The sequence below is a fragment of the Streptomyces sp. PTL18 genome (genome assembly GCF_059510295.1).
In genome coordinates this window covers 1-957 of sequence record NZ_JCAJZO010000114.1, presented here as the reverse complement: position 1 = coordinate 957, position 957 = coordinate 1, and the positions used below count along the sequence as shown (strand labels likewise).

Here is a 957-nt window from a genome sequence, read left to right as displayed (position 1 = left end):
GGCGGCCTTCTTCGCGAAGGACAGCGACCGGTGAGCGAGGTCTACCGGTTCATCGCTGCGGAGAAGGCCGTCTACCCGGTGGCCCTGCTGTGCCGTGTCCTGGGCGTGGTCCGCTCCTCGTTCTATGCCTGGCTGGAGGCGGAGGAGGCCAGGCGGGCCCGGGCTCGGGCGGATGACACACTCGCCCACGAGATCACCGTGATCCACCTGGCCTCGAAGGGTGCCTACGGTGTTCCTCGCGTGCATGCCGAGCTGCGGCGGCTGGGCCGGACGGTCAACCGCAAGCGGGTGGAGCGGGTCATGCGTGAACGTGGGATCGCCGGCGTTACACGTCGAAGACGCCGTTCGCTGACCCGGCCCGACAAGCAGGCCCGGCCGGCCCCGGACCTGATCGGCCGTGACTTCACCGCCACCCGGCCCGGCACCCGGCTCGTCGGCGACATCACGTACCTGCCCACCCAGGAGGGCTGGCTGTATCTCGCCTGCTGGCTGGACCTGGCCACCCGCGAGGTCATCGGCTATGCGATGGCTGACCACCACCGCGCCGAGCTGGTGGTCGACGCGCTGAGGATGGCCCACGGCCGCAGCCGTCTGGAAGCCGGCTGCATCCTGCACAGCGACCGCGGAAGCGAATACACCTCAGCTGAATTCCGAGCAGAAACAAGGTCGTTGGGGCTCCGGCAGAGCACCGGCCGAACAGGTTCTTGTTATGACAACGCGGCGGCCGAGAGCTTCTGGGCCGTGCTCAAGGAGGAGATCGGCACCCGAGTCTGGCCCGACCGGGCCGCCGCCCGCGCCGAGGTCTTCACCTTCATCGAGACCTTCTACAACCGGCGCCGCCTGCGGAAACACGCTGTCTTCGGGTATATCACGCCCCACGAGACACACCAGCGGCTCCAGAACGACCAAGCACTCGCAGCGTAGAAGAAGAGTGTCCAGGATCACGGGGAAACTTCA

1 protein-coding gene is annotated in these 957 nt (G+C 67.5%); it reads left to right on the top strand.

Annotated elements, in window-relative coordinates; translation table 11 throughout:
- On the top strand, positions 1 to 924 hold a 924-nt coding region (locus AC5WS8_RS39210), incomplete at its 5' end, for an IS3 family transposase (RefSeq protein WP_496108247.1).
- Between the last annotated feature and the right edge of the window lie 33 nt (positions 925 to 957).